The sequence below is a fragment of the Micromonospora sp. U56 genome, from assembly GCF_018070095.1.
Classification (GTDB): domain Bacteria; phylum Actinomycetota; class Actinomycetes; order Mycobacteriales; family Micromonosporaceae; genus Micromonospora; species Micromonospora purpureochromogenes.
On the sequence record NZ_JAGPYL010000005.1, the window covers coordinates 15,308 to 38,162 of the forward strand.

20 protein-coding genes are annotated in these 22,855 nt (G+C 71.2%); 10 read left to right on the forward strand and 10 right to left on the reverse strand.

All coding sequences use genetic code 11. The annotated features are described in order from the left end of the window. Positions 1-55 precede the first annotated feature (55 nt). Positions 56-1,261, reverse strand: a complete 1,206-nt coding sequence (locus KBX37_RS03910; protein ID WP_210774540.1) for a D-alanyl-D-alanine carboxypeptidase family protein — start codon at positions 1,259-1,261, stop codon at positions 56-58. 254 nt (positions 1,262-1,515) lie between these two features. Next, on the reverse strand, positions 1,516-2,226 hold the full coding sequence (locus KBX37_RS03915; protein WP_210774541.1) for a DNA alkylation repair protein: 711 nt from the start codon (positions 2,224-2,226) through the stop codon (positions 1,516-1,518). Between the two features lie 92 nt (positions 2,227-2,318). On the opposite strand from KBX37_RS03915, the gene KBX37_RS03920 reads away from it, so the two are divergent. The 6 genes from KBX37_RS03920 to KBX37_RS03945 all read left to right on the forward strand — a co-directional run bounded on the left by KBX37_RS03920 (position 2,319) and on the right by KBX37_RS03945 (position 7,098). Next, positions 2,319-2,762: an OsmC family protein gene (locus KBX37_RS03920; RefSeq protein ID WP_210774542.1), complete on the forward strand. Its 444-nt coding sequence runs from the start codon at positions 2,319-2,321 to the stop codon at positions 2,760-2,762. Positions 2,763-3,034: 272 nt separating this feature from the next. Next, positions 3,035-3,574, forward strand: coding sequence for a hypothetical protein (locus tag KBX37_RS03925; RefSeq protein WP_210774543.1), 540 nt, complete (start codon positions 3,035-3,037; stop codon positions 3,572-3,574). Positions 3,575-3,612: 38 nt separating this feature from the next. Beyond that, complete coding sequence (locus KBX37_RS03930) at positions 3,613-4,458, forward strand: DUF4097 family beta strand repeat-containing protein (protein ID WP_210774544.1); 846 nt, start codon at positions 3,613-3,615, stop codon at positions 4,456-4,458. A gap of 150 nt (positions 4,459-4,608) precedes the next feature. Further along, on the forward strand, positions 4,609-5,586 hold the full coding sequence (locus KBX37_RS03935) for an ATP-binding cassette domain-containing protein (protein WP_247656994.1): 978 nt from the start codon (positions 4,609-4,611) through the stop codon (positions 5,584-5,586). Further along, a complete protein-coding gene (locus KBX37_RS03940; RefSeq protein ID WP_210774546.1) occupies positions 5,586-6,380 on the forward strand; it encodes an ABC transporter permease in 795 nt (264 codons plus the stop codon). The genes KBX37_RS03935 and KBX37_RS03940 overlap by 1 nt, the downstream gene beginning before the upstream one ends. 268 nt (positions 6,381-6,648) lie before the next feature. Then, entirely contained in the window at positions 6,649-7,098 is a 450-nt protein-coding gene (locus KBX37_RS03945) for a hypothetical protein (RefSeq protein WP_307848930.1), read from the forward strand. 17 nt (positions 7,099-7,115) lie between these two features. On the opposite strand, the gene KBX37_RS03950 is transcribed toward KBX37_RS03945, so the two are convergent. Both KBX37_RS03950 and KBX37_RS03955 read right to left on the reverse strand, forming a co-directional pair. After that, entirely contained in the window at positions 7,116-7,778 is a 663-nt protein-coding gene (locus KBX37_RS03950; RefSeq protein WP_210774547.1) for a response regulator transcription factor, read from the reverse strand. Further along, a complete protein-coding gene (locus KBX37_RS03955; protein ID WP_210774548.1) occupies positions 7,775-8,902 on the reverse strand; it encodes a sensor histidine kinase in 1,128 nt (375 codons plus the stop codon). Before KBX37_RS03955 ends, KBX37_RS03950 begins: the two co-directional genes overlap by 4 nt. Before the next feature lie 217 nt (positions 8,903-9,119). Between KBX37_RS03955 and KBX37_RS03960 the strand changes: the two genes are divergently transcribed. Then, positions 9,120-9,542: a DUF6223 family protein gene (locus KBX37_RS03960; RefSeq protein WP_247656995.1), complete on the forward strand. Its 423-nt coding sequence runs from the start codon at positions 9,120-9,122 to the stop codon at positions 9,540-9,542. Between the two features lie 141 nt (positions 9,543-9,683). On the opposite strand, the gene KBX37_RS03965 is transcribed toward KBX37_RS03960, so the two are convergent. The 6 genes from KBX37_RS03965 to KBX37_RS03990 form a co-directional block, all read right to left on the reverse strand. Then, entirely contained in the window at positions 9,684-10,088 is a 405-nt protein-coding gene (locus KBX37_RS03965) for a VOC family protein (RefSeq protein ID WP_210774549.1), read from the reverse strand. Positions 10,089-10,101: 13 nt separating this feature from the next. After that, positions 10,102-10,872: an ArsR family transcriptional regulator gene (locus KBX37_RS03970; protein ID WP_210774550.1), complete on the reverse strand. Its 771-nt coding sequence runs from the start codon at positions 10,870-10,872 to the stop codon at positions 10,102-10,104. A gap of 147 nt (positions 10,873-11,019) precedes the next feature. Beyond that, positions 11,020-11,499, reverse strand: coding sequence for a hypothetical protein (locus KBX37_RS03975; protein ID WP_210774551.1), 480 nt, complete (start codon positions 11,497-11,499; stop codon positions 11,020-11,022). A gap of 363 nt (positions 11,500-11,862) precedes the next feature. Next, complete coding sequence (locus tag KBX37_RS35520; protein WP_307848931.1) at positions 11,863-15,003, reverse strand: glycosyltransferase; 3,141 nt, start codon at positions 15,001-15,003, stop codon at positions 11,863-11,865. Between the two features lie 161 nt (positions 15,004-15,164). Continuing rightward, positions 15,165-15,764: a hypothetical protein gene (locus KBX37_RS03985; protein WP_210774552.1), complete on the reverse strand. Its 600-nt coding sequence runs from the start codon at positions 15,762-15,764 to the stop codon at positions 15,165-15,167. A 350-nt stretch (positions 15,765-16,114) separates the two neighbouring features. Further along, entirely contained in the window at positions 16,115-17,755 is a 1,641-nt protein-coding gene (locus KBX37_RS03990) for a glycoside hydrolase domain-containing protein (RefSeq protein WP_210774553.1), read from the reverse strand. A 269-nt stretch (positions 17,756-18,024) separates the two neighbouring features. On the opposite strand from KBX37_RS03990, the gene KBX37_RS03995 reads away from it, so the two are divergent. The 3 genes from KBX37_RS03995 (at position 18,025) to KBX37_RS04005 (ending at position 22,817) form a co-directional block, all read left to right on the forward strand. After that, positions 18,025-19,212, forward strand: coding sequence for a low temperature requirement protein A (locus KBX37_RS03995; RefSeq protein WP_210774554.1), 1,188 nt, complete (start codon positions 18,025-18,027; stop codon positions 19,210-19,212). A gap of 152 nt (positions 19,213-19,364) precedes the next feature. Next, complete coding sequence (locus tag KBX37_RS04000; protein ID WP_210774555.1) at positions 19,365-22,178, forward strand: BTAD domain-containing putative transcriptional regulator; 2,814 nt, start codon at positions 19,365-19,367, stop codon at positions 22,176-22,178. 114 nt (positions 22,179-22,292) lie between these two features. Then, complete coding sequence (locus tag KBX37_RS04005; protein WP_307848932.1) at positions 22,293-22,817, forward strand: sigma-70 family RNA polymerase sigma factor; 525 nt, start codon at positions 22,293-22,295, stop codon at positions 22,815-22,817. Positions 22,818-22,855: the final 38 nt, after the last annotated feature.

Genomic DNA, 22,855 nt, shown 5'->3' on the forward strand with positions numbered 1-22,855 from the left:
CGGGCGGGCCGCCTCGGCGCGCCCGCCCGGTCTCCGGATCTGAACCGCCGGCTTCCTACGGGTTGGCCGCCCGGCGCGTGGCCCTTTGTCGCCAGGACGCCGCCAGGAGGAGGACGGCCAGCACGACGGCTGCGGCGAGGCCCAGGATGGCCGCCAGCGAGAACGATGGTCCTGCCCCAGCATGACCGTCGAGCCCGCCTCTGACCTCGGCAATGGGGCGGTCCTGCTTCTTCTCATCGGGAGTGACCAGGCGGCCGACCGACGCGTCGGGCGGGAGAGCGAAGCCCCAGTCCAGCAGGGCCGCCGCCTCGCCCAGGCTCCCCAGTGGCGCGGTCTCCGCGCCGAGCAGGGTCACGGCGAGCCGTCGGCCATTACGTTCCGCCACCCCCACGTATGTCTGCCGCGCCAGGTCGGTGAAGCCCGTCTTGCCGCCGAGCGTCCCCGGGTAGTGGTCCAGCAGGGTGTTGTCGTGGGTGATGGAGAAGCCTGGCGTTCCCGGCTTTGCCGGTATCTCCGCCACCCGGGTGGCGATGTATCGCCGGAAGTCTGCGCGAGCGTAGGTGGCGCGCGCGATCAGCGCCAGGTCGTACGCGCTGGTGTACTGACCGGGACCGTCCAGGCCGGACGGTGTCGCCGCGTGGGTCTGGTTTGCGCCCAGCCGGCGTGCCTCGTCGTTCATCGCCTGCACGCCGCCCTGCCGCCCGGCGGTGCCGCCGCCGGCGCGGGCCAGCACGTTCGCCGCGTCGTTTCCCGATTTGAGGAGGAGCCCCAGCCACAGGCTCTCGACCGAGTAACGGCCGCCCTCGACCACCCCCATCAGTGAACTGGCCGGATCGAGATCCCGCAGATCCGCCCGGGTCACCTGGACCACCTGTGCAGGGTCGAGGTGAGGCATCAGGGCCGCGGCCAGCAGCATCTTCTGCACGCTGGCTGGCGTGCGGTGTTCGTGCGGGCCGCATCCACCCAGCACCGCGCCACTGTCGAGGTCGGCCACGACCCACGAGGTGGCGGTCACCGACGGCGCCATCGACGCACCCGCGGGAATGGCCAGCCCCGCCGTCGCCAGCGTCTCTCCGCCGACGGCCAGGTCGGCGGGACCGACCGGTGGCGGCGACGGTGCGGCGGGCGGGGGCACTGGCGGCTTCACGGCCGGGCAGGGCACGTACGGCGCGGACGCCGCCACCGCCGAGGACCCGACTGCCACGGCGGGCGTGGTCAGTACGGCGCTGAGCACTACGGCAGTAATACGAACAACCGTCATGTTAAAGCACCGTAACTGCTGACAAGGCAGGCACAGGCCGGTTGCAGAAAGGCGGCGCGAATTCCGGTCTTTGGGTGGACTGCGCTCTTTCGATCACCTTTTCCGTTTACCAGGGCTCTCTGTGAATATTGGGACATATGCGATCGCTGGGTCCGCAGGCGAACAGCACAGAGTGGCCTCGTCGGACCGAAAGCGGAAAGGCCGGGCGTAGCCGGTCCGCGCGACGGTGCCCGCGCCCGGCGGGCATCAATCATCTAGACCACGCCGGACAGGTACTCCCGACGTCGCTGCGGTTCAAACTTTTCGATCGCGTACCGCAGCATGACCCGCGGCATGACCCGGTAACGTCGGGCCAGAAACTCCTCCTCCGCCGCTCTGTCACGGTTGCCCACCTCGCGCAGCATCCAGCCCACCGCCTTCTGGACGAGGTCGTGCGGGTCGCGCAGGAGCCGTTCACCGAGGCGGAAGGTCCAATGGAAATCGCCGGCTTTGATGAAGGCGAAAGTTGCCATGATGGCGACGCGCCGGTCCCACACCAGGCTTGACCCGGCCAACCCATCCAGGACGCTCCGATCCTTGTCGATCAGCCAGGGGCCGACGATGTACGGCGCGGATGAGTCCACCAGGTCCCAGTTGTTGATGCGGTCGGTGTTGGCCAGGACGATGCTGAAGATCCGGCCCTGTTCCTCCTCGTCTCCCTTGGTGAACTTTCGCACCAGGATGAAGAGCGCCGTCAGCCTCTCCTCGTGCACGCCGCTGGTCAGCAGCTTCGCCGTTTCGGCGAGGGAGAGGTCGCGCCAGTACCGGGCGGCCACCCTGCGCTGTTCCGGCACGGAGACACCAATGGCCGTGTCGCCCTCGCCGTACCCGCCCGGAGTCATCTGCAGAAACCGGCTCGATGCCTCCGCCCGCCGGGGGTCGGCGAGGCTGGCGAGGTCGTGACGGACATCGGCGGTCGTGGCCATGACTGGGAAACCTACCGCGACCGCCGGTGGATGGGCCGTCAGCCGGCCAGGCCGATGGCTCGGGACCGGAGGGCCCCGGTAGTTTCCCTGTCATGAGTGATGACACCTTCCGCTCGGTCGAGATCGAGCGCACCAGCGTGGGGAAGTACGTCGCGCGAAACGTCCGCGGTGGATCGCTGTCGATGGGCACGGGCGAGGACGCCAGCTTCACGCCGGTGGAACTGCTGCTGGCCGCCATCGCCGGCTGCACCGCGATAGACGTGGACCACATCACCAGCCGCCGCGCCGAGCCGACCCAGTTCTCCGTCGAAGTCACTGGCGACAAGATCCGGGACGAGGCCGGAGGAAACCGGATGCAGAACCTCAGGGTCGAGTTCACCGTGACGTTCCCGGTGGGCGCGGACGGCGACAGGGCGCGCGAGGCGCTGCCCCGGTCGCTGCAGCAGTCGCACGAACGACTGTGCACCGTCTCCCGTACCGTCGAACTTGGCACTCCCGTCTCGATCGTCGAGGCTGCCGGTTCCACCGGAGACTGAGGTCTCCGGGCGTCACCCGGGGTTACGGGCGGCGAGGCGTTCGATCACTCGGCGGGCGAAATGCCGGTGCCTCAGTCGTCCCTGTTGACAGGGGGTGCTTGGCGACCGCCGTAAGGCCGTGGGGGAGAGGTCCTCGCTCGTCGCCGCAGGCGCAGATGCTGGGCTGCCGGCTGCCCGTCCGCGACCCACACTCGGCACGGTTCGAGCGGAAACTGCGCGGGATGGCACCACTCTGCTTGCGCATGGCATCAATGTGATGCCATGCTGGCACCATGGAACTTCGCGCTTACGTCGACGCGATCCGGCATCAGCTCGCGGTAGCCGCCGCCGCGGGCGGTGACGATGCCCGGGAACTGGCCGAACGGCTCACCGCACCGCTGGAGTCCGCGGTCCGGCTCGCCCTGCTGGACGCGCTTTCCGAAGCGGCCACCGAGATCACCCGCGATCTCGCGCCCGGTTCGGTTGACCTGCGCCTGCGTGACCGGGAGCCCAGCTTCGTCGTGACGCCGCCGCCCGCCGAGCAGTGGGCCGACGAGGCGGAGGCGGCAGCGGCGGCCCCGCCGAATCCGGTGCCGCAGCCAGCCGCGGACGGCGAGGACGAGGCGACCGTGCGGATCAGCCTGCGCCTGCCGGAGCACCTCAAGGCGCGCGTCGAGCACGCGGCCGGCCGCGCCGGCGTCTCGATCAATACCTGGCTGATCCGGGCTGCAGCCGCTGCCGTCGACACCGACAACCAGCAGCACCGGGCGGACGCCCCCCGGCGATCCGGCGTCGCCACCGGCGGTCAGCGCTTCACCGGCTGGGTGCGCTAGCAGCGCCGGCCCCATCGACTACCCGAGAGGGGAGCACCATGCCATCCTTCGACACCCCCGGACCGATTTCGGCATCGGTCGAACTCGTCGCCGGTGAGGTACGGCTCACCGCCGGTCCGCGAACCGACACCGTCGTCCAGGTGCGGCCGGCCGACGAGACCGACGACCGCGATGTGCGCGCAGCCGCGCAAACCCGTGTGGAGTACGCCGCCGGCCGCCTCGTGGTCCGCGGCCCCAGGCAACCCGGCTTCGGCATCTTCGGCAGGACTGGCTCGGTCGAGGTGACCATCGGCCTACCGGCTGATTCCGGCGTGGACGGGAAGCTGGGCGTCGGTGCCATCAGCTGCTCCGGCTCGCTGGCCGACTGCCGCCTCAAGACCGGCGCCGGCGACCTGCAGGTCGAGGACACCGGCAAGCTCAGCCTCCACACCGGCTTCGGCGCGGCCATCGCCGAGAACGTGGCAGGCGACGCCGAGGTCACCACCGGCTCCGGCAAGCTCAGCGTGCGCGCCGTCGGCGGTCACGCCGTACTGAAGAACGGCAACGGCGACACGTGGATCGGCGAGGCGGGTGGCGAGCTGCGGGTCAATGCCGCGAACGGCCACGTCGCCGCCGAGTACGCCGCCGCCTCGGTCACGGCGAACACCGCCAACGGTGACATCCGCATCGGTGAAGTGGTCCGCGGATCGGCCACGTTGCGCACCGCGGCCGGGCGGATCCAGGTCGGGATCCGGCGTGGTACCGCAGCCCGGCTCGACCTGCACACCCAGTTCGGCAAGGTTCGCAACGACCTGGACGCCGCCGCCGGTCCCGCGGACAGCGACGAGAAGGCCGAGGTGCGGGCTCGCACCGCCTTCGGCGACATCGCGATCCACCGCTCCTGAAGCATCCCACCAACTGTTCGACCGGTCGCGGGCGTCCCGCCCGGACCGAGGATGATGCGCCCTTTCCTATCCCGGTCCGCCTGTGCGGCCTGACCGGCGATGACGCGCGCCTCCGTATTCGTGCAAAGCCCTCGATCAGTGGAGGAAGCAATGGCGGTAACGACCGCGACGCGGCCGGCCATCTCGGTGTCCGGCCTGCGCAAGACGTTCGGGGACAAGGTCGTCCTGGACGGCATCGATCTCATGGTCACCGAGGGAACGGTCTTCTCGCTGCTCGGACCCAACGGCGCGGGCAAGACCACCATGGTGCGGATCCTGTCCACCCTGGTGCCCGCCGACGCCGGTTCGATCCGCGTCGCCGGCCACGACCTCACCAAGCAGCCCGACGGGGTACGGGCGGCGATCGGTGTGACCGGCCAGTTCTCCGCCGTCGACAACCTCCTCACCGGCGAGGAGAACCTCAAACTGATGGCCGACCTGCACCACCTGGGCCGTACCGAGGGCAGACGCCGCACCGTTCAGCTGATAGACCGTTTCGATCTCGGCGAGCTGGCGAGCAAGCCCGCCTCCGTCTACTCAGGCGGCATGCGCCGCCGTCTCGACCTGGCGATGACCCTGGTCGGCGACCCGCGGCTGATCTTCCTCGACGAGCCCACCACCGGACTCGACCCCCGCAGCCGGCACGCGATGTGGCAGATCATCCGCGGACTCGTCGCCGAGGGCGTCACCGTGTTCCTGACCACCCAGTACCTCGACGAAGCCGACCAGCTCGCCGACCGCATCGCCCTACTCGACCACGGCCGCATCGTCATCGAGGGCACCCCCGACGAACTCAAGCGCCGCATCCCCGGCGGACACATCCTGCTGCGCTTCGCCGACCCCACCGCGCTGCACACCGCCGCCCGCACACTCACCGTCGCCCAGCGCGACGACGTCGCCCTCACCCTGCAGATCCCCAGCGATGGCGACGTCCGCTCACTGCGGGCCGTGCTCGACCGGCTCGACGACGCACACGTCGAGGTCGACCAACTCTCGATCCACACCCCCGACCTGGACGACGTCTTCTTCGCCTTCACCGGCACGCCCACGCCCGCCGCCGCAGGACACGACCTCACCGAGGGACACTGATGACCAGCCTGGTCTACACCCTGACCGACTCGGCGACCATGCTCCGCCGACAGATCCGCCACATCCAGCGCTACCCCTCGTTGACCGGGATGCTGATCGGTCTCCCCGTTGTCATGCTGTTGCTGTTCGTCTACGTGTTCGGCGGGACCCTCGGCGCCGGACTTCCAGGCGGCGGGAGCGGCGACCGCGGCGCCTACCTCAACTACCTGGTTCCCGGCATGCTGCTGTTCGCCGTGTCGGGTGCCGCCCAGGGAACCGCCATCTCGATCGCGATGGACATGACCGAAGGCATCGTCGACCGCTTCCGCACCATGGCCATCTCCCGGGCATCCGTCCTGACCGGACACGTCCTCGGCAGCTTGGCACAGACCATGCTCTGCATCGCCGTCCTGCTCGGCGTCGCACTGGCCATCGGCTTCCGTCCCACCGCCGCCCCGGTCGAGTGGCTCGCCGCCGCCGGCATGCTCGCCGCGATCGCGTTCGCGCTGATCTGGCTGTCGGTCGCGCTCGGCCTCGTCAGCGACAGCGTCGAGACCGCCAGCAACCTGCCGATGTTCCTGATTCTCCTACCGTTCCTGGGCAGCGGTTTCGTGCCCACCGACACCATGCCCGCCGGCCTGCGGTGGTTCGCCGACCATCAGCCGTTCACGCCGGTGACCGAGACACTGCGCGGACTGCTGCTCGGCTCGGGAATCGGGAACAGCGCGCCAGTCGCGCTGGGCTGGTGCGCGGCGATCTCGCTGTTGTCCTACCTGTGGGCCAAGCGCTCGTTCCACAAGCGGGCGGCCCGCTAGGACGTGTCCTGGAGGTGCCCGTTGCGAGGGCTGGTGCCGGGTGAATGACCCCTCCTGACCCGGCTTCGGCCCGTCCGCGGCTGCCTCGTCGTCCGGCGGCGCTGGCCAGCACCTCTGGACGCCCTCAGTGCAGGCCGCGTGACTCGAACGCCTCGTCCGGGCCGGCCATCTGATCAGGAATCGAGAAGCGGCGGGGTGTCGTCGGGTCCTAGCCTTTTCCCAGGTAGCCGGCATCACGCCGAACCTTTACGGCGAAGGGGAGAACAGAGTGTCCGCGAAGAATTCCACCACCGTGTCCGACGGCTTCAGCGCTGAGGAGCGTGCCGCGATGAAGGAGCGCGCCGCCGAGCTGCGCGCCGAGGGCAAGAAGGGGACCAAGAAGGCCGAGGGGCTGCAAGCGCTCCTCGACAGGATTGCGCAGATGGCGCCGGAAGATCGTGCGCTCGCCGAGCGTGTGCATGTGGCGGTGACCGCTGCCGCTCCGGAGCTGTCGCCAAAGACCTGGTACGGGATGCCTGCCTACGTCAACGCGGACGGCAAGGTTGTCGTCTTCTTCCAGGACTCGGGCAAGTTCAACTACCGGTACTCGACCCTGGGCTTCCAGGACACGGCCAACCTCGACGACGGAGACCTGTGGCCGGTGGCGTACGCGCTGCAGAAGTGGAGCCCCGCGGTGGAGAAGAAGGTCGTGGAGCTGGTGAAAGCCGCGGTTTCCTGACCGCCCCGGACGCGATGTCAGGAGTTGCGCGGGGTTGCCAGGCCGGATTCGTAGGCGAGCACCACGAGTTGGGCGCGGTCGCGGGCGTGGAGCTTGGTCATGGCTCGGTTGATGTGGGTCTTCGCGGTCAGCGGGCTGATCACCATGCGTGCGGCGATCTGGTCGTTGGACAGGCCCTGGGCGACCAGGGCGACGGCCTCGCGTTCGCGGCTGGTCAGCTCGTCCAGCCCGGCGTCGGCGGCGGTGTGGAGCGGCTGGTTGACGTACCGGTTGATCAGCCGGCGGGTGATCGACGGCGCCAGCAGGGCGTCGCCGCGCGCGGCGACGCGTACGGAATGGAGGAAGTCTTCCGGGTGGATGTCCTTGACGAGGAACCCGGCCGCGCCGGCTCGCAGCGCGTTGAAGACGTATTCGTCCAAGCCGTAGTTGGTCAGGATGACGACGTGTACCCCGGCCAGGGTCGGGTCCGCGGCGATGCGCCGGGTCGCCTCGATGCCGTTGACGACCGGCATCTGAATGTCGATGAGCGCGATGTCGGGCAGGTGTTCCCTGGCCAGCGCCAGGCACTCGCTCCCGTCGGCGGCCTCGGCCACCACCTCGATGTCGTCCTCGACGTCGAGGAGCGCGCGGAACCCGCTGCGAATGAGCGGCTGGTCGTCGACCAGCAGGACCCGGATCATGACGTCTGGTCCACGGGGAGTTCGGCCCGGACGGTGAAGCCGCCCTCACTGCGCGGTTCCGCGCGCAGGCGGCCGCCGAGGGCGGTGACCCGTTCGCGCATCCCGAGCAGCCCGACGCCGGGCATCGGCGCGGTGTCCGGCGTGGCCTTGCCGTCGTCGTCGACCTGTATGGCGAGGACGTCGGGACGGCAGTCGATCCGGACCGACGCGGTAGCCGCGGCGGCGTGACGGGCGATGTTGGTCAGCGACTCCTGAACGATCCGGTAGGCGGTCCGGCCCACCGCGGCCGGCACGTCGTGCCGCTGTCCCTCGATCGTCAGCGTCGCCTCCAGGCCGGTCCTGCCAGCCCGCTCCACCAGCTCCGGGATGTGGTCGAGCCCGTGGGGCGGGGTGGTGTCGTCGTCGCGCAGCGCCTCCAGAGTTGCCCGCAGCTCCCGGGCCGCCTCACGGCCGGCCTCCCGGATCGCCAGCAGGGCCTCCGGCACCGGGTCACCCCGCTTGCGGGCCAGGTGGACGGCGACTTCGGCCTGCACCTTGATGACCGAGATCTGGTGGGTGAGCGAGTCGTGCAGCTCCCGCGCGATGTGCAGCCGCTCCTCATCGGCGCGGCGCCGTGCGGTCTCCTCCCGGGTGCGCTCGGCTTCGTCCGCCCGCCGCTCGGCCTGCCGCAGCGCCTCCCCGGCGGCGCCGGCAGCGAGCAGCCAGGCGATTTCGAGGGCGCCTCGGGCCTGCGCGAACGCCTCGCCCGTATCGTGCAGGCCCGACGCCAGGGCCGCCAGGGGGAGAGCGGACAGCAGGGTCACGCTCGCCGCCACCGTGATGATGCGGTGTCCCGCCCGCACGGCTGCGTACACCGCGAACAGATACGCGACGGCAGGTACGTCGAAACCGGCCGCCTGGTAACCCACCGCGCACAACCCGGTCACGGCCAGCACGGGAACCGGAGCCCGGCGACGCGCGGCCAGCGCCAGACCACCCGCCGCCAACAGCGCGTAGCCGAGCAGGTCGACGTTCGTGGCGGACTGCTGTCCGGACAGCCCGGCGGCCAGCAGCGCCGCCGCCACGCCGACGGCGATCGCCCAGTCTCGGACCCCGGCCGGGACACCGAACCGTCCTCTGTCCATGCGGGCACCCTAGCCGGACGCCGCTGCGAGCGAATCCCGCTCCCGGACGACTGCTGTATACCGCGCCCGCAGTACCTTCGCGGCGCCTACGGCACCCGCGGCAGCCGGCTACGGCATCGGCGGCAGCGCGAATTGCCTGCGTCCGCAGGACGACCGGCGGTGGGTCCAGCGGACAGGATCAGGCGACGTCCAGTCGTCAGAGGAGAAGGAGCACCTCATGTCCGTCCGTCACCTGCTTGCCGCCGCCGAAGCCGCCATGATCGGAGATTTCGGGCCGGCCACACCGTCGGCCGCGCACGTCGTGGTCGAGTCAGCCGCCGCCAGTTCCTACACCTTGACCGCCGGGCGTTTCTGGTCCCTGGTGGCCGCGCTGCTGGGGCTGGTCGGCGTGGTCATCGGTGGGCTGGCTCTGGCCCGCTCGGCCGGTCGTATCGGCACCGGCACCGGGAAGAGAGGGGCCATCGTGGCCCTGGCTGCGGGGCTGGCCGCCGCGGTCATCGGCGGGCTGGTTGTGGCCGGCGCCGATGGTGGTCCCGGTACCGGCGGCGGAATAGTCGGCGGCTTCGTGGCCCTGGTGGTGGGGCTGATCGCCATGGTCCTCGGCGGACTGGGTCTGGCCCGCTCCCGCCGCACCGGCTGACCGGCTGGTCGCAGCGAATACGAGGGCGCGCTCAGGTCTGCCGGAAGACCGCCTCACCAGGTTCCAGCGCGCCGTACGCGTCCGTCGGGCCGCCGCCCCACCGGCACGAACGCCGACGGATCTTCTCCCGGCGGGCTGCGGTCAGGTGGTCGGCGTGGCGGGGGACTGGTGAGCGGGTTGGAACAGCTCGATCAGGTTGCCGGCGGGGTCGGCGAGCAGGATCTGCCGCCCGCCGGGCCCGGAGATCGGCTCGCTGCGGAACGACACCCCCGCGCCACGGAGCCGGTCGACCTCCGTGTCCAGGTCGTCAACGATGAGGTGGATGCGGTTGCGGCCCGGGCTGGTGGCGTCGTTGGGGGTGGCGCGGGCGCCGGAACTGGCTGGCCCGGACAGCAGCAGCCGCAGCGGGCCGCGCAGCACGTCGGCGAACGCGGGCGCGGCGCTGGTGTTCAGGGTGAAGCCGAGATGGGTGGTGTAGAAGTCGACGGCCGCCTGGACGTCATCAACGAGGTAACGGACGTTGGCGTACTGGTCGGATGCTGTCACGACGGAATCTCCTTCAGGAGCGGGTGGCGGTGAGCACGGGCAGCAGGTGCGTGACGCGGGTGTCGATGTCTGTCGCGGTGTGCTGGAAGGCGGGGTAGCTGGTCTGGTCGGTGTTGCCGGCCGTGGCGGGGTCGGCGATGCTCCAGTGCACCCGCCGGGGATGGTCCGGGAAGTCGGGGCAGGCCTCGCGGGCCTTGTCGCACAGGCTGATCACGTAGTCGAACCGGCAGCCGGTCAGGGTGTCCAGGTGCCGGGGGCGCCGGCCGGTGATGTCGATGGCGAACTCGTCATGTAGCACCCGTATGGCGTTCGGATGATGGCGGGGCTTGGGTCGGCTGCCGGCGCTGGCCACCTCGACCTGGCCGCCGGTGCGGTGGCGTAGCAGGGCCTCGGCGATCGGTGAGCGGGCGCTGTTGCCTGTGCAGACGAACAGCACGCTGACGCGAGGCGAGCGCCGCAGCTCCACCGGTGTGTGCGGGGCGGGCTCCCGGCGCAGCGCCGGGTGCAGCGCGGCGCCGGTGTCGGCCAGCGCATCCGTGCAGCGATCCAGATCCAGGTGGTAGTAGCTGTCGCGGCCGTCGAAGCTGCTGCGCGTGGCCGTGACCAGCCCGCCGTCACGCAGCAGGCGGAGATGGTAGGAGACCAGGTTCTGCGGCTCATCCACCAGCGTCACGAGTTCCCGGACCCGGTAGTCGCTGTCGGCGAGTGCGGTCAGCAGCCGCCACCGCAGCGGATGGGCGGCCAAGCGCACGAACGCCGGGGGAGCCTGACTCGACGACGCCACGATCAACAGAATACATCAAATCGGCTTGATGGAATAGCGGCCGACGCTGGACTCCCGCAACCCGGTCGAGATCGCCGCGTGGGCGTGGGAGAGCCGCATCCTGGAAAGACCTGAGGGACAGGACCGGAGGTGGGACCGGGTCTTCGGTCAGCGTCCGAGCCGGCAGTGCGGGACCTGTCCGGACGCCGGCCGGGACGACCGGGCGGCGCCGACCAGGGCCACATCGAGAAAGGCGCCGACCCCGACCTGCGCCACGAGGGCCAGGTGGGTGATCAACAGCAGCCGACGCGTCGTCTCCTCCGGATCACCGGGCGTAGCCGCCAGTCGTCCATCGTGGCGTCGGGGGAGGAAGGTGAGCAGACCAGGGTCCGCCCGTGCCCACGGCGCGAGGCCCGCGCCGGGCGGCACCGAAAGTGGCCAGTGGACAGACCCGGGCGGGCCGATTTCCTCGGCCAGTAGTTCGGCGGTGTGGTCGAGGACCTGGTCCGCCCACGGCCGGGGGAGGCGTCGCAGGCGGCTGACCGCCGCCTCGAAACCCGCCCGATCCGATGCGCCGGCCGCGCGGACCCCGTCCACCACGGCGCTCCACAGTGCCCGCTCGGTCGGCGTGTTCGGCGGATACGACATGCTCTCTCCTTTCGGCCCTCGGCACGGGGCGAGTCTCTCGCCAACGCCAACCTGTGGGGCGACGCCCCCTGAAGGTGGCCGGCACGGGCCCCGTAGGAGGCGAAGGCCCGTGCCGGCCGTGGTGACCACCCAAGTCACCGTCTTCCCGCTCGCGGGCGTCCGGACGGATCGTGTCCGGTCCGGTCGGCCCGCGGCGGCGTCCTGCCCGCCGGGCAACCGTCCGCCGCCGTCGCTGCGGACGCATCGCCCCCGGTGTCAGCGCCTCCGGACCTGCGGCCTGGGAAGCGCCAAGTTGAGTCAATGATACGACAAAATTAACTGAATGTTACGTTTTCGCATGAATGCGACGTGCGTGTCGGCTGGTCATCGCATGGCGGCCGCCTCCTGCTGCCGAACGTCCGCCGCGGTGACGCCGTCCGGGTGCTCTCCGACCGACTGAGCGGGTCCGGGCGCCCTCGTGGGACGTGCCCAGGGCAGCAGACGGGGCCGACGCCGGGCGCTGACGTCCTCGATCCAGCCCAGGGCCAGCACCACACCGGCGAGGATCACCAGGGCCACCGCCAGGTAGCCCACCTGGCCCACCCGCCAGAGGCCCATGCCGTCGCCGACGGCGAAGCAGACGGCGATGGCGGCGTTGTGCCAGAGGTAGATGGTCAGGGCCCGGCTGTTCAACGCCGTCACCAACACCTCGAGCGGCCGGATCCGGGTCAGCCAGCCCATCGGGGGCGTGACCCGGAGCAGGACCAGCACGAAGGCCAACGACCAGAACGCCTGGGCGACGGGGATGTCGTTGAGGTCCAGGCCCCCGTCGGGGTGGGTGGCGAGCCAGCCGAGCGCGAACCCCAGGCACCCGGCTGCGGCGGCCAGGAGCGCCGACAGCGGAAGCCGCCGCAGCCGGCCGTCGCGGTGCGCGAAACCCACCAACCAGCAGGCGCCGAACGTGGCCAGGTCGGTCAGCGCCGACCCCACCGGCCCGCCGGGTGACGGGTCAGCCGTCTGCAGCACCACCACTGCGGCCAGCGGGACGAGTACGGACCCGACCGGCCACCGCCGGTACACCGCGAGCAGCACGGGGGAGAGCAGGACCAGCCACAGGTACGCCACGAGGTACCACAGCACCCCCGTCACGTCCGCCGCCCACTCGTTGCCCGGCGGCTGCACCAGCGGAACCAGCCAGCTCAACAGCGCCGGCCAGGCCGGCCGGTCGGACCAGCCGTGCCAGACCATCACGGGCACCAGCACGAGCCCCATCGCGCACAGGGCCGGCAGCAGGCGGCGCAGGCGGCTGATGACCGCCCGGTCCGGCGACCGGGCCAGCGAGGCGGCCATCAGCGAACCGCCCAGCGCGAACATCACCCCCATGGCGGGGAAGACGAAGCTCAGCCAGGCGGCGCCGAACATGTGGTACACGACGACGCGGCCCAGCGCCACGGCTCGTAGCGTGTCGAACCAGCGGTCCCGGACCGGGCGTCCTCCCGCGCCACCGTCCGTCGGCGCGGGTGGCGCGGCATGGTGCCGCACGACGTCGCCGGCGCGCTTGACCTTGCGCCAACCCAGGCGGGAGCCGGTCACCGCCGTCACCACGGACCGGGCCAGTACCAGGTACATCAGCTGGCGGTAGGCGAACTGCTGAATCGGCAGGGTGAGCAGCGGGCGCAGCGGTTCCCCGTCGAGCCGGAAGGCCACCGCCGCGGTCAGGGCCTGCACGACCAGCATCGCGACCCACGCCACGGCCGTCGTCTTCGTGTCCATGAAGAAGAGCCCGTACAGGGCGAGCAGGTCGAGCACCGGGCCGAGCAGGGGCAGTACCACGCCGAAGAGGGCGAGCATGGGCAGGCCGAAGCGGCCGAAGCGGCCCGAGGCGCCGCGGTCGAACACCGCGCTCCGGTGCTTCCACATCGCCTGCAGGGTGCCGTAGCTCCACCGGCAGCGCTGTCGCCACAGGTCGCCCAGCGACGCGGGCGTCTCCGTCCAGGCGCGGGCACGGTCCTGGTACACCACCCGCCAGCCGGCACGGAGGACCGCCATGGTGACGTCGGTGTCCTCGGCCAGCGTGTCACCGCTCATCCCACCGACAGCCGTCAGTGCGTGCCGGCGGAAGGCGGCGATCGCCCCGGGCACCGTCGGTATGCAGCCGAGCGTCTCGTAGAACCGGCGGTCCAGGCTGAAGCCGATGACGTACTCGATGTGCTGCCACTGGCCGAGCAGCCCGTGCCGATTGGTGACCTTGACGTTGCCGGCCACCGCGCCGATCCGCGGATCGGTGAACGGTTCGACGAGCCTGCGGATCGCGTCCGACTCGAAGACGGTGTCCGCGTCGGCGGTCACGATGATGTCGTGCGAGGCGTACAGGAGACCGGTGTTGAGGGCGCTCGCCTTGCCTCCGTTGGGCTTGCGGATGACCCGCACGGTGTCGAGGCCGAGCGCGTCGACGAGGTCGGCCGTGCCGTCGGTCGAACCGTCGTCGACCACGATCACCTCGATGCCCGGGTGGTCGTTGGCGGCCAGCGATCGAACCGTGGCAACGATGCCGGCCCGTTCGTTGTAGGCGGGCACGATCACCGACACCGGTGCGGTGGTGACTCCCCAGGGCCAGCGGTGCGCCCGCCGTCGCCGCGCGAGTTTGCGGGCGAGCAGGACCAGCAGCAGCGTCCGGGCCAGCATGAGCGCCCCGACCACCACGAAGAGGACGGCCAGACCGCGCAGCATCGAATCGGCCAGCACGATCGCCCAGCGGAGCGGGGCCGCCTGCCAGCGGTCCGCGGTCGACGCCGGGACGTTGCCGGCGAAGGCTTCCGCCCCCGGCCGCCCCCGGTTCATCCCGTCGCTGACCGTGGTGAAGGTGTAGCCCTGTGCCTGCATCAGAGGAATGAACCTGTCCAGTGCGGCGATGGTCTGCGACCGGTCGCCGCCGGCGTCGTGCAGCAGTACCACGGCACCCGCTCCCTCGGCCGGCGTCATGTTCCGCACGATCGCGTCCACGCCGGGGCGGGCCCAGTCCCTGCCGTCGATGTCGTTGACGACGGTCAGGTAGCCGAGTCGGGCGGCCGCCCGGATGGCCGGCCACTTCGAGTCGTCGACGGCGCTGGGCACCGACGAGTAGGGAAACCGTACGAGGCTGGTGCGTACGCCGGCTGCGTCCACGATCGCCATCTGCGTCTGTGCGTACTCCATCCGCTGCCGCCAGTTCGGCAGCGCGCTCACGTCCGGGTGGGTGAAGGTGTGCACACCGAGCTCGTGCCCCTCCGCGACGGTCCGCCGGGCCAGGTTCCGGTGCCTGGCCGTCTGCGAACCGACCACGAAGAACGTGGCCCTGGCCCGGTGCCGTCGCAGGACGTCGAGCACCTTGGGGGTCCAGGTGGGATCGGGCCCGTCGTCGAAGGTGAGCGCGATGGTCCTCGCGGGCATCCGGTAGGACCGGGGTTGCTCGCCCCGGACGTCGAGGACCGGGCCGCCGCTCAGGATGTCGGTCGGAACGGTGCGCTGGTCCGCGGACCCGCCCACGTGGTCGGGTCTGAATCCCGCGTTCGCGTACGCCTCGACCAGGAGCACACACACGACCACCGTCAACAGGGACGCGCAGACGAACCGGCCGGTCCACCGACCGGGGCGGCCGGACCTGCGCCGCCCGGGTGGGCCACTGGCGCGAGGGCGGCTCCGAACGGTCATCCGACCGGCTCCGGGCCGGGAACGGGCAGGGCCGGCGAGGCCGTGACCGGTGCCGGTTCGCTGCTTTCGGGGGTCGACGGCGTCGCCTCCGGGCCGGGAACGGGCAGGGCCGGCGAAGCCCTGACCGGTGCCGGGTCGATGCTCTGGGCGGTCCGGGGCGCGTCGAACTTGGGCCGGTGGGGAGCGGGATCGAGCGGCTGGGCCGGCAGATCCGGCTCGTTGGGCTCCCGCTCCTGCCGGCCTGGACGCGGTGGCCGGTCCACCGTGTCCGAAGGCCTCTCGGTCCCCTCTGGGTATGCGGCGTCGAGTGGCGGTGGTGTGCTGGCCGGCGGGCGTCCGCTGCGATCGAGTAAACCGCCGCCGACGGTGAGCGGCCCGGGTTGCGCCGGCGTCGGCGGACCGGGCAGCAGGCCGCTCCCGGCCATCGGCAGGTACGTCAGCGACGCGAGGGCGACGATCACTCCCGCCCGTCCGATTCGTCGGCGGCGGGTCCCGGTGACATCGACGAACACGGGTCGATCGGGTCCGGACGAGAGGATTGGCGAAGTGAACTGCGGGCGACGGGGGGTTCCATCGAAGGAGACGCGAAAGGGCACCGGTCGAGGCTACGAGTCCCCTGAGAGGGGATATGTCCTGATTGACTAATCAAACCGCCGTGGATGTACCACTATCTGCATATTCGAATTTCGGGTCATAGATGCACCAAACAGGACATCTCAACCTTGAGTGACCGAATAGGAACAGTAAGGCCGAAAACGCTATGAGCCTGGGCGACAGAACAGGACACAGAGGTAGAAAACGCTTGGGCTCGTCGCGAGTGAGGCAGCCTCATACCCGGCGAGTCCCGTGGGCCGGTAGGGCCAGCCGGTCTGCGCGCCCTGCCCGCCGACCGGCTCGCGGCGTCCGACGCCGACGCGCGATACCGCCGCTCGCGGACGGCCGTACTTCACAGCAGGGGTTGCATCCCGCCCCAGCTCACACCGAGCCGGATTCTGGCGGCGAAGCCCGTGCCCTGACCGCGGTAGAGGTACAGGTAGCTCGTGGACTTCTCGATGGCGAGCAGATCCGGGTAGCCGTCGCGGTTGAAGTCACCGACGCCGACGAGGTCACGCATGCTGTTCCACGCGGTGCCGACCTGCAGCCTCGTACCGAGCCCGCCTGCCCGTCCCGGGTAGAGGAAGAGGTTGCCGGTGGACTTCTGCCGGGCGAGGAGGTCTTGGTAGCCGTCGCGGTTGAAGTCGCCGATTCCGGTGAGTTCGTCCATGGTGTTCCAGCCGGTTCCGAGACTCGTTCGTGGGCCGAACGACGTGCCCCGGCCCGGGTACAGGTACAGGTATCCGGTGGAGGCCTGCCCGGCGAGCACGTCCCGGTAGCCGTCCCGGTTGAAGTCGTTGGCGGGGGTGATCTCGCGCATGGAGTTCCAGCCGGTACCGAGGCGGATCCGGCTGCCCCACCCCGACGGCGTGTGCGGATACAGCCACAGGTAGCCGGTCGCCTTGTCGCGGGCGATGACGTCTCCGTGACCGTCCCCGGTGAGGTCCGTCCGGACGATGACGTCCATGCCGTTCCATCCCGTGCCGATGGTCGTGCGGATGCCGAGGGACGTCCCGTTGCCGGGGTAGAGATAGAGGTTGCCCGTGGCGGGCTGGCGGCTCAGCAGGTCGGACCAGCCGTTGCCGTTGAAGTCCCCGAAGGGAGTCGCCGGAATGGGAGCGACGTCAAGGTAGTCGTTGTCGATGTTGATCGTCACCCCGCCCCACGTCTCGTTGTGGTCGCCTCGGTACTGCTTCATCCGTCGCTGGGGAGACCAGTACGAGCTGGGGATCGCCGGGTCGGACACGGTGGCGACTCCGTCCCAGCGGGCGAAGTCCAGGTAGTCGGGGCGGACGTAGCCGGGGGTGTTGTAGGCCGCGACCTGGTCGGCGACGCCCGAGGCCATGCTGCCGTAGAAGCCGGAGAGGTAGCCGAGGTCGTGCAGCCGCGCCGTCCAGGCGCTCATGAACGAGAGCACCGCGGAGCGGCAGGCCGCATCGTCGGTCCGGTACGCCTCCATGTCGAAGACGAGTACGCTCTCCGGCGCCAGGCCCAGCGCCTTCGCCTGTGCGACCGCGTCGTCCGCCTGTGTGCGTCCCTGCGCCGCCGCGTTCGCTGCGTCGATGAGATAGCGCTTGGTGGACGTCGTGCACGGCGCCTGCAACCCGAGATAGATCGGCACGAGATGCCAGCCCGCCGCCTGCTGCGCGGCGACCCACGAGGGGGTCAGGTTGGGCTGTGCGCACGCGCGGTTGACACCGCCGAAGTAGATGACGATCGCCCGGTAGGGCGAGGCCGCCAGCCACGCCTGCATGGTCGCCGACGATGGGGCGGTGCAGGCGTCGAAGCCCAGTCCGGTGAACGTGCCGGGCGACGGGCCCGTCACCGCGGCCGCCGTCGTGCGGCCGGCGGTGGCCGGGGCGGCGGTGGCCGGGGCGGCGGTGGTGCGGCCGGAGGCGGGCGCTGCTCCGGCGAACGCCAGCAGGGTGACGACGCCGACCAGGAGGGCGCAGCTCAGGCGGCGCGCGCTTCGAGGGAGATGAATGTTGTCCATGCCGGTCTCGATTCCGGTCCAGATGACCAACCGAGTGGTCCTATCCCTCAGCAGACCAGGTCAGACGTGGTTTCACCAGAGCTGAACGGACTGATTCGGCTGCTGCATGGAGGCGTTCCGAGCGACCGGAGCATGGCCGACGGCGGTACTGGGTCCGCAACGCCTGAGGGCGCCCGGCTACTGCCGTTCCTGTTCGTGGACGTCGGGAGGCGTGTCGGCGTGATATGACTGCTTCGGCCTGTTACAAATCCGGCAGAACGGGCGAGCCTATGACGACCGGTAGGGCGCGCGGGCTGTTGCGCGGGCGGGGAGATCCCCGGGCAACGTACCTGGAACTGTTCTTTGATCTGGCCTTTGTCTTCGCGCTCGCACAGCTTTCGTACGCGCTGGTCCAGGATCTCGGGTGGAGCGGTGCCTTCCAAGCGTTGGTGCTGTTGCTGGCCGTCTGGTGGGTGTGGTTTACCACGGCCTGGACAACCGAGTTGTTCGACCCGCAGCGGCCGGCGGTCCAGGTCCTGACCATCGCGATCATGATCGGCGCCCTGGTGATGGCGGTCGCGCTGCCCGACGCGTTCAGCGAGCGGGGCCTGATCTTCGCGGGCGCATACGTTGCCATCCACATAGGTCGCGAAATCTTCCTTGTGATCGCTCTGCGGGGTCACGAGCTGCGCCGCGCCCCCCGCAGGGGGCTGTTCTGGTTCGGCGTGTCCGCGCTGCCGTGGATCGCGGGGGCGCTCGCACACGGTACGACACGTGGGGTGTTGTGGACCCTGGCTGTGCTCCTGGACTACGCCGCATACGCGCTCCGGCACCCCACGCCGGGGATCGGCCGCACGCCCACCGCACTGCTACCGAACGTGGCCGAGCATCTGGCCGAACGATATCGGCAGTTCTTCATCATCGCGCTCGGCGAGTTGATCCTGGTGATCGGACTGACGCTTCGCGGCACCGGGTTCGCGGCCCACCGCACCGCAGCCTTCATCGTGTCGATCACCATCACCGTGCTGCTGTGGCGGATCTACATCTACCGCGCCGGGGAGTTGCTCTCCGCAGCCATCGCAGCGGCCCCTGACCAGGCCCGCCTCGCCCGCTCCGTGTCATACACCCACCTGGCCATGGTGGCCGGCATCGTGTTCACCGCCGTCGGCGCCGAGTTCGTCATCGCTCATCCAGTCGGGCACAGCGAGCCGGCCTGGGTCGCCGTGATGCTCGGCGGACCCGCGCTGTTCCTCGCCGGGCGGGCTGCTTTCGAATACACGGTCTTCGCCCGCGTGTCCCGCACCCGGTTGATCGGGCTGGTCGCGTTGGCCGCCTTGACACCCGCGATGCCGCACGTGCCGCCGCTGCTGTCGAGCGTCGCCGCCACCGCCGTACTCGCCGGCGTCGCCATCTCCGACGCGGTCCGCGCCCGTGGACGCCCACCTGAGCCGCCGTTGCCACCCGGCGTACCGGCATGACTGGCGACGGCCAGGTCGACCTCGTTCAGTGATGTGGGGGATCGGTTGCTGCGGGTCGACGAGGAGTGGTCGGACCCGCCGCTGTCGTCGCCGTCCCGGAGACCCGGTGGTCGAAAGGTCCGGGTGGCGGGTCGCCGGTTACCGTTGCCGGTGTGCGGGCGGAGGCGGGCGAGACGATCGGTTTCTCGGTGCTCGGCTCGATCAGGGTCGTCCGCGCCGGCGTCGAGCTGCATCTGGGTGCCCGCCAGCAGCGCCTGGTGCTCGCGTTGCTGCTGGCCCGGGCCGGTTCACCGGTCTCCCTGGCCGAGCTGGTCGACCTGCTCTGGGACGAGGAGGCCCCGGCCAGCGCCGCGAACGTCGTGCACCGGCACGTCGGGGTGCTCCGGCGGCTGTTCGAGCCCGGCCTGCCCACCCGGTCGGCCGGCCGGCACATCCTCAGGGAGCTCTCCGGCTATCGGTTGCGCGCCGACGAGGACTCCCTCGACCTGCTGAAGTTCCGGTCGCTGAGCCGGCTGGCGGGCCGCAGCCTGCAGGACGGCGACCCCGAGTCGGCGCTGCGGCATTCCCTCGACGGGCTGCGGCTGTGGCGCGGCCGGTGCGCCGCGGGCCTGGAACCGGCCTCCCGCCTGCATCCCGCGTTCCTCGCCGTGGAGGCCGAACGCGCCCAGGCCGTGCGCGAGGCCGCCGACGCCGCCGAGCGCTGCGGCCGGATGAGCGCGGTGCTGGCGCCGTTGCGGCAGGCCGCCGAGCAGCACCCGCTCGACGAGTCGCTGCAGAGCCGGTTGCTGCTGGCGCTCGCCGCCGACGGCCGCCAGGCGGAAGCCGTCGAGATGTACCGGGTGGTGCGCCGCCGACTCGCCGACGACCTGGGCATCGATCCGGGCGAGGAGCTGCGGGAGGCGTACGACCGGCTGCTGCACCAGCGCACCCAGCCGGCGCGTACCGAATCGCCGTCGCCGTTTCCCCGGCCCGCGCAGCTGCCGCCGGATCTGCCCTTCTTCAACGGCCGGGGCGACCTCGTCGCCGAGGCCCGCGCGGCGGTCGCGCGCCCGGGCGGGCCGGCGGTGCTCGCGATCGACGGCATGCCGGGGATCGGCAAGACCGCCCTCGCCGTCCACCTCGCCCACGAGTTCGCCGCCGGCTACCCGGACGGGCAGCTCTATGTCGACCTGCGCGGATACGACGGGCGGGAGCCCGCCATGAGCCCGGCTGAGGCGCTGCGCGGCTTCCTCGGCTCGCTCGGGGTGCCCCAGGAGGGCATTCCCGCCGAGCTGCACGCCCAGGCGGGCATGTACCGCAGCAGGCTTGCCGGCCGGCGCCTGCTGATCCTGCTCGACAACTGCCGGGACGCCGAGCAGATCCGGCACCTGCTGCCGGGCAGCCCCGGTTGTCTGGTGATCGTCACCAGCCGCAGCCGGCTCAGCACCCTGCTGACCACCGCTGGCGCCCACCCGTTGCCGGTCGGTCTGCCGAGCATCGACGAGGCCCGCGCGGCGCTCCTGCGGCCGCTCGGCGCCGGCGGCGTCGCGGCGGACCCGGCCGCGATCGACGCCATCATCGCCAGCTGCGGGCGGCTGCCGCTCGCGCTGGCCGTGGTGGCCGCCCGCGCGGCGACCCTGCCGCGGAGGCCACCGGCGCAGATCGCCGCCGAGCTGGCCCAAGCGCCCGGGAGCCTGGACGGCTTCGACGGCGATGACCCGCAGACCGGCCTGCGTGCCGTCTTCTCCTGGTCCTACCAGGCACTCTCCGCCCCGGCCGCCCGGCTCTTCCGGCTGCTGCCGATCCATCCCGGCCCCGACATCTCGATCGCCGGCACGGCGGGCCTGGCCGGCGTTTCGCTGCGGAGCGCGCGGGCGCTGATCGGCGAGCTGAGCCGCGCGCACCTGATCAGCGAGGACCTGTCGGGCCGCTACCGCACCCACGACCTGCTGATGGCCTATGCCACGGAGCTCGGCGAGGAGAACGACAGCCCGGCCGAGCGCGCCGCCGCGGAGCTGCGTGGCCTGCAGTTCTACCGGGCCACCTGTTATCAGGCGCACCGGCGGCTGCTGGCCTCCGAGCACCACCCGATGATCGAGCCGGGGCCGGGCGAGACGCCGCTGCGCTTCGCCGGCCACGGCGACGCCATGCGCTGGTTCACCGCCGAGCGGCAGGTCCTGATCGCGCTGGTCGGCCGGGCCGCCCGGCAGGGCCGGCACACCGACGCCTGGCAGCTCGCCCTGGGCATGCAGCACTTCTTCGACCGCAGCGGCCGGTGGGCCGACTGGACGACAACCGGCGAGGTGGCCCTCGATGCCGCCCGGGCGGGCGGCGACCTGGTCGGGCAGGCCCGGATGCACCGCAGCCTGGCCGGGGCGGCCTACTTCCGGCGCGAGCACGAGACCGCGGTCAGGCATCTCGACCAGGCGCTCGAGCTGCTCGCCCGGCTCGGCCTGCACGCCGAGATGACCCGGGCCGTGATCAACCGGGCGATGATCCTGGGCGCCCAGGGGCGACATGAGGAGGTCGTCCGGACGCTTTCCGTGGCGCTGGGGCCATGGGCGGCCGGAGACGACAGACTGCGCGCGGACGCCCTGGTGATCATGGCCGCGAGCAACGCCGAACTGGGCCGGGAGGAAGAGGCCGTGCGCTGCGCCGAGCAGGCGATGGCGCTGTCGCGCGGAGCGCAGTACAGGCTGGGCATCGCCGAGGCGTGGGAGGTGCTCGGCCAGGTGCATTCCGCACGCCGGGAGCCCGGCAAGGCGGTCGGCTGCTGGCGCGAGGCGGCCGTCGCCTACCAGGAGGCCTCGGCACCGGCGCCGGCCGCGGAGGTGCTGGCGCTGCTCGGCGGCGCCCACGCCGCCACCGGCGACCAGGACGCCGCGGTGCGGACGTGGCAGGAGGCGCTGGCCCTGATCCCGTACGCGCAGACCCGCACCGGCCGGCGGCTGGCCGGCCTGCTCGCGGCGGTCACGTCGCGTCCGTGACCGATCGCGATCGGCGACGGCACTCGATCCGCACTTACGCATCAGTTCATTCGCATCGGCCGTCCCTAGGCTCGTGCCTCATTCACCGTTGCTCCTGCTAGCGGGGGAGATATCGTGCTGCGGGCACCCGACGAATCACCGGCCGGCCGGGCCGAGCGCATGACCGCGCTGCATGCGGACCACGCCCGTGCCGTGCTGCGTCTCCTGCTCCTGCTGACCCACGGCCAGCGGCAGACCGCCGAGGATCTGCTCCAGGAGACGATGCTGCGGACCTGGCGGCACCTCGACTCCGTGCCGGCCGAGCCCGATGCCGCCCGCCGGTGGCTCCTCACCGTCGCCCGGCGGCTCGTCATCGACGGCGTCCGGCTGCGGCGGGGCCGCCCAACCGAGGTCCATCTCGTCGACATGACCTGGATTCCCGCCGGTGACGACACCACCGGCAGCGCGCTGGCGTCGCACGCCATCCGGCACGCGCTCAGCCGGCTCAGCCCGGCGCAGCGCAGTCTGCTCTCCGAGGTCTACCTGGTCGGGCGGTCACCGGAAGAGGTCGCGGGCCGGCTGGGAGTGCCGATCGGCACGGTGAAGTCCCGGACCCACTATGCGCTGCGCGCCCTGCGCACCGGGCTCAAGGCGGCCTGAGCAGGGACGACTCCGGCGGCCGGCGATCGGTGCCGCTG

Coding starts and splice junctions, on each gene's coding strand:
- KBX37_RS03910 (WP_210774540.1), bottom strand. CDS start 1,261: ATGACGGTTGTTCGTATTACTGCCGTAGTGCTCAGCGCCGTACTGACC.
- KBX37_RS03915 (WP_210774541.1), bottom strand. CDS start 2,226: ATGGCCACGACCGCCGATGTCCGTCACGACCTCGCCAGCCTCGCCGAC.
- KBX37_RS03920 (WP_210774542.1), top strand. CDS start 2,319: ATGAGTGATGACACCTTCCGCTCGGTCGAGATCGAGCGCACCAGCGTG.
- KBX37_RS03925 (WP_210774543.1), top strand. CDS start 3,035: ATGGAACTTCGCGCTTACGTCGACGCGATCCGGCATCAGCTCGCGGTA.
- KBX37_RS03930 (WP_210774544.1), top strand. CDS start 3,613: ATGCCATCCTTCGACACCCCCGGACCGATTTCGGCATCGGTCGAACTC.
- KBX37_RS03935 (WP_247656994.1), top strand. CDS start 4,609: ATGGCGGTAACGACCGCGACGCGGCCGGCCATCTCGGTGTCCGGCCTG.
- KBX37_RS03940 (WP_210774546.1), top strand. CDS start 5,586: ATGACCAGCCTGGTCTACACCCTGACCGACTCGGCGACCATGCTCCGC.
- KBX37_RS03950 (WP_210774547.1), bottom strand. CDS start 7,778: ATGATCCGGGTCCTGCTGGTCGACGACCAGCCGCTCATTCGCAGCGGG.
- KBX37_RS03955 (WP_210774548.1), bottom strand. CDS start 8,902: ATGGACAGAGGACGGTTCGGTGTCCCGGCCGGGGTCCGAGACTGGGCG.
- KBX37_RS03960 (WP_247656995.1), top strand. CDS start 9,120: ATGTCCGTCCGTCACCTGCTTGCCGCCGCCGAAGCCGCCATGATCGGA.
- KBX37_RS03975 (WP_210774551.1), bottom strand. CDS start 11,499: ATGTCGTATCCGCCGAACACGCCGACCGAGCGGGCACTGTGGAGCGCC.
- KBX37_RS03990 (WP_210774553.1), bottom strand. CDS start 17,755: ATGGACAACATTCATCTCCCTCGAAGCGCGCGCCGCCTGAGCTGCGCC.
- KBX37_RS03995 (WP_210774554.1), top strand. CDS start 18,025: ATGACGACCGGTAGGGCGCGCGGGCTGTTGCGCGGGCGGGGAGATCCC.